The 7919-nt window shown below is 68.8% G+C and carries 6 protein-coding genes and 2 pseudogenes; 3 read left to right on the forward strand and 5 right to left on the reverse strand.

What is annotated here, in order from left to right:
• Window positions 1-441: 441 nt before the first annotated feature.
• Both ABZ707_RS29040 and ABZ707_RS29045 read left to right on the forward strand, forming a co-directional pair.
• Window positions 442-1263 (forward strand): IS5 family transposase, encoded by an 822-nt coding sequence (locus tag ABZ707_RS29040; protein WP_360180524.1) that lies wholly within the window; start codon window positions 442-444, stop codon window positions 1261-1263.
• Between the two features lie 659 nt (window positions 1264-1922).
• A pseudogene (locus ABZ707_RS29045) lies at window positions 1923-2186 on the forward strand (transposase); the annotation flags it as partial.
• Window positions 2187-2380: 194 nt separating this feature from the next.
• On the opposite strand, the gene ABZ707_RS29050 reads toward ABZ707_RS29045, so the two are convergent.
• The 5 genes from ABZ707_RS29050 to ABZ707_RS29070 form a co-directional block, all read right to left on the reverse strand.
• Entirely contained in the window at window positions 2381-3310 is a 930-nt protein-coding gene (locus ABZ707_RS29050) for an NUDIX domain-containing protein (protein WP_360180526.1), read from the reverse strand.
• Window positions 3311-3376: 66 nt separating this feature from the next.
• Window positions 3377-3970 carry a GNAT family N-acetyltransferase gene (locus tag ABZ707_RS29055; protein ID WP_360180528.1) on the reverse strand — a complete coding sequence of 198 codons (594 nt, stop codon included), beginning with the start codon at window positions 3968-3970 and terminating at the stop codon, window positions 3377-3379.
• Window positions 3943-4980, reverse strand: a complete 1038-nt coding sequence (locus ABZ707_RS29060; RefSeq protein WP_360180530.1) for an ATP-grasp domain-containing protein — start codon at window positions 4978-4980, stop codon at window positions 3943-3945. Before ABZ707_RS29060 ends, ABZ707_RS29055 begins: the two co-directional genes overlap by 28 nt.
• An 87-nt stretch (window positions 4981-5067) precedes the next feature.
• Window positions 5068-6198 carry a DegT/DnrJ/EryC1/StrS family aminotransferase gene (locus ABZ707_RS29065; RefSeq protein ID WP_360180532.1) on the reverse strand — a complete coding sequence of 377 codons (1131 nt, stop codon included), beginning with the start codon at window positions 6196-6198 and terminating at the stop codon, window positions 5068-5070.
• A gap of 55 nt (window positions 6199-6253) precedes the next feature.
• A complete protein-coding gene (locus ABZ707_RS29070; RefSeq protein WP_360180534.1) occupies window positions 6254-7228 on the reverse strand; it encodes a dTDP-glucose 4,6-dehydratase in 975 nt (324 codons plus the stop codon).
• 244 nt (window positions 7229-7472) lie between these two features.
• On the opposite strand from ABZ707_RS29070, the pseudogene ABZ707_RS29075 reads away from it, so the two are divergent.
• Window positions 7473-7919, forward strand: a pseudogene (locus tag ABZ707_RS29075) (hypothetical protein); the annotation flags it as partial.

The raw sequence follows: 7919 nt of genomic DNA on the forward strand, positions 1-7919 counted from the left end.
CCTTCGGCCCGGAGCATCTGCGCCACCTCGTCAACCAGGGCCCGGTCATCACCGACTGGGCGACTACCCCTCGCGTTCGCAGCAGGTCTGCAATCCGGTCCGAACACCGCCGCTGTGAACCGACCACCACGGCGCCGGTGCTCCTACGGCGCGACCCGGTTGGTGCGGTGTAAGAAGCCGTCTCTTTTCCGGTCAGGTGGTCGTTTTGGTCGAACAGGGTTCTGGATCGGGTGAGTTGGCTGCTGTGCGTGCATGAAAGAAGGGCCTCCTGGTAGCACGCGGGTGTCGAGTCCGTAAGCACCACAAGAGGCCCTGTTGTCGCAGTTGTACGCGGTCGTGTCCGCGCAGTCCAGCTCGTTGCCTCCGGAGTGTGACTGTCTCGCCCACAGGTTCGGGAACGCGGCCGACCACCCGGACCGCCCGTCCCGCTACGACTCGGACATGAGCGATGCGGAGTGGGTCGTGATGCGGGCCGTGCCGCCGGTGCCGGCGTGGATGGACGGCCGGGGCGGCCGTCCGGAGGGCTACTGCCACCGCCAGCTGATCGACGCGATTCGCTACATGGTCGACAACGGCGTCAAGTGGCGGAACATGCCGTCGGACTTCCCGCCCTGGAAGCGGGTCTGCGCTTTCTTCCGCCGCTGGCGTGACAACGGCCTGGTCCGTGAGTTCCACGACCGTCTCCGCGAGCGAGTGAGGAAAGCGGAGGGCCGGGATGTCGAGCCGACCGCGGCCGTCATCGATTCGCAGTCGGTGAAGGCCGACGCCACCGTCAAGAACGACTCACGCGGCTTCGATGGCGGGAAGAAAATCAACGGCCGCAAACGGCACGTGGTCACGGACTGCCTCGGACTGGTCCTGACGGTGCTGGTGACGCCCGCCTCCACCACGGACCGGGACGCCGCCCGCACAATGCTGCCCCATCTGCGGGAGACCTACCGCCAACTGCAGCTGATCTGGGCCGACGGCAGTTACACCGGCTACCTCGTCGACTGGGCCACCCAGGCACTCGGCCTCGCCCTGGAGGTCGTCAAACGCAGTGACGACATGAGCGGCTTCACCGTCCTCCCGCGCCGGTGGATCATCGAACGCACCTTCGCCTGGCTGATGCGAAGCCGCCGCCTGACCCGCGATTACGAAGCACGGACGGACAGCAGCGAAGCCATGGTTCTCTGGTCGATGACCATGATGATGAGCCGCCGCCTCGCCCGCCTCGCCCCTGCGCGGCAACAGCGGCCGCGGGCCCTGACGCCGGCAGCGTGAACCGGCCCGGCCTGTCCTCAACCAGCCAGCCCCGCTCCACCAGCCGCTTCAGCTTCCCCCGAGCACCCTCGACGCGGGAAGGAAGGGAGCTGTCCCAGCCCAGGGCCACTGCCGTCTGCCGAGCAGTCAACCTGTCGCCGGCCTGGCCGAGGACGGCCATGATCCGCCGGTAGTCCGCACCGAGAACATCCACCGGCACCCCGTCCTCCTTGCGGGCCACGGTCCTGCGCGGCGCCGCCACCACCGGCTCCTCAACCTCGACCCCGGCCCCACCCGCCCCGTCCGGCTCCACATCGGCGGACACTCCCTGGTCGGCGAGGGCCTCCAGATACTGTTCCAGGCCGATCACCCGGTGGTTCAGCACCTCTTCGGCTTCCGCGAGAGCGGTCCGCACCCGCTCAAACTCGGCCCGCAGTTCCTCCACCCGCACCAGAGCCGCCTTCTCACGGCTCTCGAGCACGGCCCGCATCGACGGCATCCGCCACCTCCACACCACCAGGACGAACACGACGGCCTCAGCCTGCCTGGAATATGCGGCGATCATGCTTGACCTGCGGAAACCCGCACATCAAATTCGGAAAAGAGACGGCTTCTAAGGGGCAGTTGGCCGCCCCGCGCTTGGAGCGTGTCTCTTGGATGGCTTGATCAGTTGATCGGATGTGTCTGTCCGGTCAGTGATCACTGATGCGATGTGGGACCGGATCGGTCCGATGATGCTGGCCGATCCGGTCCGTGGACGACGGTGGGCCGACAATCGGCGGGCCCTGGAGGCCATCGCGTGAAAATACCGCACCTGCTCGCCCTGGCACGACCTGCCAGACGAACTCGGGCCTTTACAGAGCGCGCACAAACGCCTGATCAGGTGGGCCGCGGACGGCACATGGGAACGAGCCCTCGCTGCTGTCCTTGCAGCGACGGATGCCGATGGTCGGCCGTCGGCGACGATGCAGCGGCCAGACGCAGCCGTCCGGTCTCGGTCGGGGACGCATTACGGTGAGGCACGAGGGCACTTCTGGTCGCCGGTGTAGATGTCGCAATCCACACCAAGCAAAGGGTCCTCACCCGGTTCAAGTTCAATCAGATGTGAACCCTGTCACCGACCTTCGTGACAGAACACCTAGGTTGGTTCTGCGATGCGGGCGTGGCGTTGGACCAGGTCGAGGGTTTCTCCGCCGAGGCGAAGGCGGGGCACTGTGGCTGGAGGGAACCAGGCGAGCATCACGCCCTCCGTGAGTGGAAGCCGAGCCGGGTCGCCTTCCCAGAGTGCGGTGAAGATTCGGACCGGCACGGTCAGGCCGTCCGGGTCGCGGACTTCTTCGTCCAGGAATGTCTCCAGTCGCTGGGGAATGATGCCGGCTTCCTCCGCCAGTTCGCGCCGGATCGTGTCCTCCGGAGTGCGGTCGCCGGGCTCGTGGCCGCCGCCGAGCAGGGCCCAGCACCCCGGAGCCCAGATACCCTCCCGCATGTCCCGTAGGTGCAGCAGGTACTCGCCGCGGGAGTTGCAAATCAGCGCCGAGGCATTGAGCGGGTTTACCTGTCCGTCCAGACCTGTCGCCTTGGCCGCCAGCTCCGTAAGGGTGACGTCTGCTGCGGGCTGCCAGAGCGCCTGGGCGTTGGGCTTGTTGGGCTTGTGGGCGACGTAGAAGGTGTAGCGGAGATCGGCGATCGGTGCGCCGGAAGTCCGGCTGACTGCGCCGGGACCCGGTGCGATGTCGAGCGGGGCGTGGAGGAATTGCGGGGTGAGGCAGAGGTCGCCGGGGCGGATGCCGGTCTGGTCACGTACGGCGCGCAGGGCGGTGGCCAGCGGACTGCGGTCCCCGTCCTGGTGTTCGGCGCCCGGCAGGCCGGAGCCGGCGGGGGCGTTCTGCGTGTGCAGGACGAGGCGGTCGTGGTCGATGACGACGGCACTGCACGTCACCGGTACCGGGTCCGGTGTCCTGTGTGCTGCGTCGAGGGCGGCTGCCACGGGGGCGAGGCGGGTGCTCTCGGTGGGGTGATGGACCAGGTACGAGGTGAGAACGGTACGGAGATCGCTTGGACTGAACACAGGTGGACCTCGGGGTGATGCGGGTGGTGGCATCCGGCAGGTTCGGGGATCGTCCCACGGTCGTGGTCACGATGAGGTGGGAACGCGCTCGCGGGGGTCTGGGTCGGTGGCCAGTCGGGCGTGGAGGTGGGAGTCGTGACGGGCGCCGGTGTTGTCGGTGGTGGCCTGCCGCATGGTGCCCTCCAGCAGGAGTCCGGCCTTGGCCGCGACGGTGCATGAGGCCGGATTGTCGGTGGAGTGGTGCATGACGATGCGGTGGAGCCCCATGCCGCTGTGGGCTATAGGGGTCAGTGCCCATCCGGCCGTGCTCAGGAGGGCGTTCGCCGCGAGGCCCCGGCCGCGGGCCCAGGGCGCGATCCAGCTGCCGACCTCGGCGTTGCCGTTGCGGATACGCCGCAGGCCGATGTATCCGGTGAGCTCGTCAGTGTCGGGATCGGCGATGGCGAAGTCGGGGATGCCTTCGGACCAGGCCGTGAGGCGGGTGCGCAGCCACTGGGCGGCACGTTCGTCGGCGGGCAGGCGGTGCAGGTGTGCCCCGGTGGCCCAGCGGACGATCTCGGCGTCGGCGAGGGCTCGGGCGACGTGCTGCTCGTCGTCGGGGGAGAGCGGGCGCAGCGTGAGCCCGGTGCCGGTCAGGCGGAGGGGCAGTTGGTGGGGCACGGGTGGCTCCTCGGAGGCTGTTGCGGCCGGGGCTGGGTGGAGAGCTCGGTGACGTACTTGGTGAGGTGGACGTCGGACCGGTAGGCCAGGCGCTGATGGTCCACGGGGATGTTGAAGAGCCCGTTGAGGGTCTGGCCGACCAGGTCGGCGCCGGCGGCTTCGCTGAGCCGGAATCCTGCGGCGAGACGGTGATTGACCTCGGTGATCACGACGGGGACGGGATGGTCGTCGGTGATGAATCCCTGTACGTCGCAGGGGCCTACGGATCCGATGGCCGTGAGGGTGGTCTTGACCAGTTGCGTTGCCTTCTCGTGGTGGAAGGTGGAGGCGACCATCGACATGCCGCCGTGGACCAGGAGCCGTCGACGCAGGACGACGGAGGTGCGGCCGTCGCGGTCGACCAGGCAGTCCGCACTGAATTCCTGCCCGGCGATGCGCTGCTGCACGATCGGGTCGGCAACCAGCTCGCACAGCACGGCCGCCTGCCGGCGGGTGGCGCAGTAGTGGACGTCCTTGGAGCCTTGCCCCCGGCGGGGCTTGACCACGAGTCCGCCGGTCTCGGGCAGTAGGTGTATGTCCTCGGGGCGTGCGGTGAGGGGGGTGGGGATGCCTTCAGCGGTGACGGCTTCGTGGAAGAGGGCCTTGTCCAGGGTGATGGCCGCCGTGCGGGCGGAGGGCAGCCACGTTCGGATGCCTGCGGCGTCGAGTTCGTCCTGCATCTCGATGAGCAGAGGCAGTTCGCGTTCTACGCCCGAGATGATTGCCTCGGGGCGGAATCCGGCAAGGAGGGTGCGCAGGTCGCTTTTGTATTGAGGGCTGTCGGCGCGGGCGGCGATCCGGGAAGAGATGCCCGGGATGATCAGTCCGGGGGCGAGGGGGTTGGAGTCGGTGCCCAGCACGGTGTGGCCGGCGGAGGCCAGGCAGGCGGCGAGGTCGAGGCCGGGGGCGCCGCCGACGCCGGTCACGAGGAGACGCCGGCGGGGGGCGGCATTGTCGGGGAACACGGTCATTCCTTGCTCCTCACAGGGGACAGGAAGGGGAAGGCGGCGCTGGCGCCGCCGGGAGGGATGGGGCTGCTGACGCTCGGGGCGCCGGGGTCAGCGGGGCCGGTCGGCCAGGGCTTGGAGAAGGGCGGTGGCCGACCATCGCGCGTCGTCGGGGGTCATGGCCGGGTGGAAGGGCAGGCTGAGAATCTCCTCGGCGGCCCGCTCGGTGACGGGAAGTGATCGGGTCCAAGAAGCGAAGCCGGGTTGCAGGTGGTTGGGCGGGTAGTGGACGCCCACGCCGATGCCCCTGTCGCGCATGATCCGGTGGACGCGGTCGCGGCCCGGGATACGGACCACGCAGTTGAACGGCACGGCGTGCTCGATCCCGACGTCGACGAGGGCGACGCCGGGGATGTCGGAGAGGGCTTGCGCGTACGCGTTCCACAGGGCGATTCGCCGGGGTGCCACGATTTCGTCGAACCGGGCCAGCTGGATGCGGCCGACGGCCGCGTTGACGTCCGGAATGGTGCCGCGCAGACCGGGCCCCTGGACGGTGTAGCTCGTGGTGCGGATGCGGTCAGCCTGGGAGCTGGTGATGCCGAGGGACCGCATCCGGCGCAGATTCTCGGCCTCTTCGCCGGTGCGCGGCACGATCGCCCCGCCGACCAGGGCCGTCACTTGCTTGATCGGCCCGAAGGAGTAGACCGTCGTGGCCGGTGTCATGCTCCGCCGGGACCCGAATGCCTGTGCGGCGTCCTCGATGATGTGGATGCCTCGGCGCCGCAGTCCGGGGGCGATGCCGCTGAGATCGACCGGCCGTCCGCCGTAGAGGACCGGCAGGACCGCTTGAGTGGCCGGGGTGATCGCCTCCAGTACGGTGGTCGGCTCCACGCACAGGCTGTTGGGGGCGTGGTCGATGAACCGGGGGGCGGCGCCCAGGGCCACGATCGGTTGGATCGTCGCGGCGAACGTCTGGGAGGGGACGATCACCTCAGTGCCCGGTCCGACACCGCACGCCTGGAGCGCGAGGTGAATGCCCACCGTGGCGGATGAGACGGCCACGACGTCGGGCGCACCCAGGTAGTCGGCCAGCTCGCGTTCGAACAGATCTGCCTGGGGGCCGTGGCCGTACTGCCCGGCCTCCACTGCCCGTGCCATGGCAGCAGTCTCCGGGCCGTGCAGGTAGGGACGCGCGTTGTGGCGCACTGAGGCGGGAGGGGCGTCGGTGTTCGGGATCGGCATGTGCTCTCCTTCCGGAGGGGCTTTCACAGGGGGTCCTGCCCGGCCGGGCCGGGTATCAGGGCACGGAGGAGCCGGCGTTGCGGTGCAGGGGGGTCCACCGGTCGGATTTGGCCCGGTACCAGTCGGTGGTCTCGGTGAGCCCGTCCTCGAAGTCGCGGCGCGGGTGGTATCCCAGCCGTGCCGCTTTGGCCCAGGTCATGGCATAGCGCAGGTCATTGGACTGGCGGTCCTGGATGTAGTCGACGCTGTCCCAGCTGGCGCCGCAGACACGAAGGATGTGCTCGGTGAGCTGCCGGTTGGTCAGATCGGTGCCGCCACCCAGGTTGTAGACCTCGCCGGGCGTGCCATGGCGCAGAACGAGGTCGATGCCTGTCGCGTTGTCGCTGACGTGGATCCAGTTGCGGACGTGTTCGCCGCGGCCGTGCAGCCCGATCCGCTCGCCCTTGAGCAGCTTGGTCACGAAGCGCGGAATGACCTTCTCCGGGTGCTGCCGGGGACCGTAGTTGTTCGAGGAGCGGGTGACACACACCGGCACGCGGTGGGTGGCGTAGGCGGACAGGGCCACCAGGTCGCTCGCGGCTTTCGATGCCGCGTACGGCACGGTGGGTCTCAGGGGGGCGTCCTCCGCAGCGGTGCCCTCGGGCAGCGGGCCGTAGACCTCGTCGGTGGAGACGTGCACGAACTTCCCGACCCGGTGGCGGCGCGCGGCGTCCAGGAGGAGCTGGGTGCCCAGGACGTTCACGGTGAGGAAGTGGCCGCCGGCCAGGAACGAGCGGTCCACGTGCGACTCGGCCGCGAGGTGCACCACCGCATCGTGCGTCTTCACCAAGTCGTCGACCAGGTCGGGGTCCAGGATGGTGCCCTCGACGAACGTCAGCCGGTTGGACCTGAGCTCCGGTCCAAGGTTCTCCAGGGAGCCGGCGTAGGTGAGAGCGTCCAGGACCGTGACATGGTCGTCGGTGGTGGACAGGACGTGATGGACGTAGTGCGAACCGATGAAGCCGGCGCCGCCGGTGACGAGTAGACGCATGGCGTTCTCCTGGGTGGGTGGGGTGAACTCCGGGGCACTGCGGTGGCCCGCCGCCGCGGCAGTCGCTCACGTGACGGGGCCGCGGGGATTACTCGACAGCCTTCCGGTCGGCGGCCGGGCCGGGGAGGCTCGCGAGGGGGCACAACTTTTTCGCTCCGCCTCGCGGCGCCGCCGGAATGCACGAGCCCGGTGGACACTGAGTCTGCGCCCGGAGCAGACCGTCGGGGCATCACGGGAGGCACAGATGGCTGTTGCAGCAAGCAACCCATTACTGGCGGGGCTGATCGCGGAAGCTGGGCTGAGCAGCAAGGAGCTGGCCAGGCGGCTTAACGCACGAGCAAAAGCGGCTGGTGAGGCCGCGAGTTACACCCATACAAGTGTCAAGAACTGGACCCACCGCGGGACACGTCCTCGGGAGGCGATAGTCCCCTTCATCACCAGCATCCTGGGCGAGTCGCTCGGGCGCTCCGTGGCCGAGGCGGAGATCGGCTATGCGCCCAAGGACGTGCGCCCTCAGCCGGGAGCCCTGTTTCCCCGTGACCCGGCAACGGCGCTGCGGGGAGTCGCCGACTACTGGAGCACGATGGACCGCAGAGTGAGCTTGTTCCGCTTTGACGGACACCATCGGTGTGGTGGTCAGGCTGCGTGTGCGGTCTCGTATTCGGCGGGGCTGAGGTATCCGAGGCTGCTG

This window comes from Streptomyces sp. NPDC006923, assembly GCF_040635655.1.
Classification (GTDB): domain Bacteria; phylum Actinomycetota; class Actinomycetes; order Streptomycetales; family Streptomycetaceae; genus Streptomyces.

Excerpts from the sequence above, each read along its gene's own strand:
- ABZ707_RS29040 (WP_360180524.1), top strand. The coding sequence starts at position 442 with ATGAGCGATGCGGAGTGGGTCGTGATGCGGGCCGTGCCGCCGGTGCCG.
- ABZ707_RS29060 (WP_360180530.1), bottom strand. The coding sequence starts at position 4,980 with ATGACCGTGTTCCCCGACAATGCCGCCCCCCGCCGGCGTCTCCTCGTG.
- ABZ707_RS29065 (WP_360180532.1), bottom strand. The coding sequence starts at position 6,198 with ATGCCGATCCCGAACACCGACGCCCCTCCCGCCTCAGTGCGCCACAAC.
- ABZ707_RS29070 (WP_360180534.1), bottom strand. The coding sequence starts at position 7,228 with ATGCGTCTACTCGTCACCGGCGGCGCCGGCTTCATCGGTTCGCACTAC.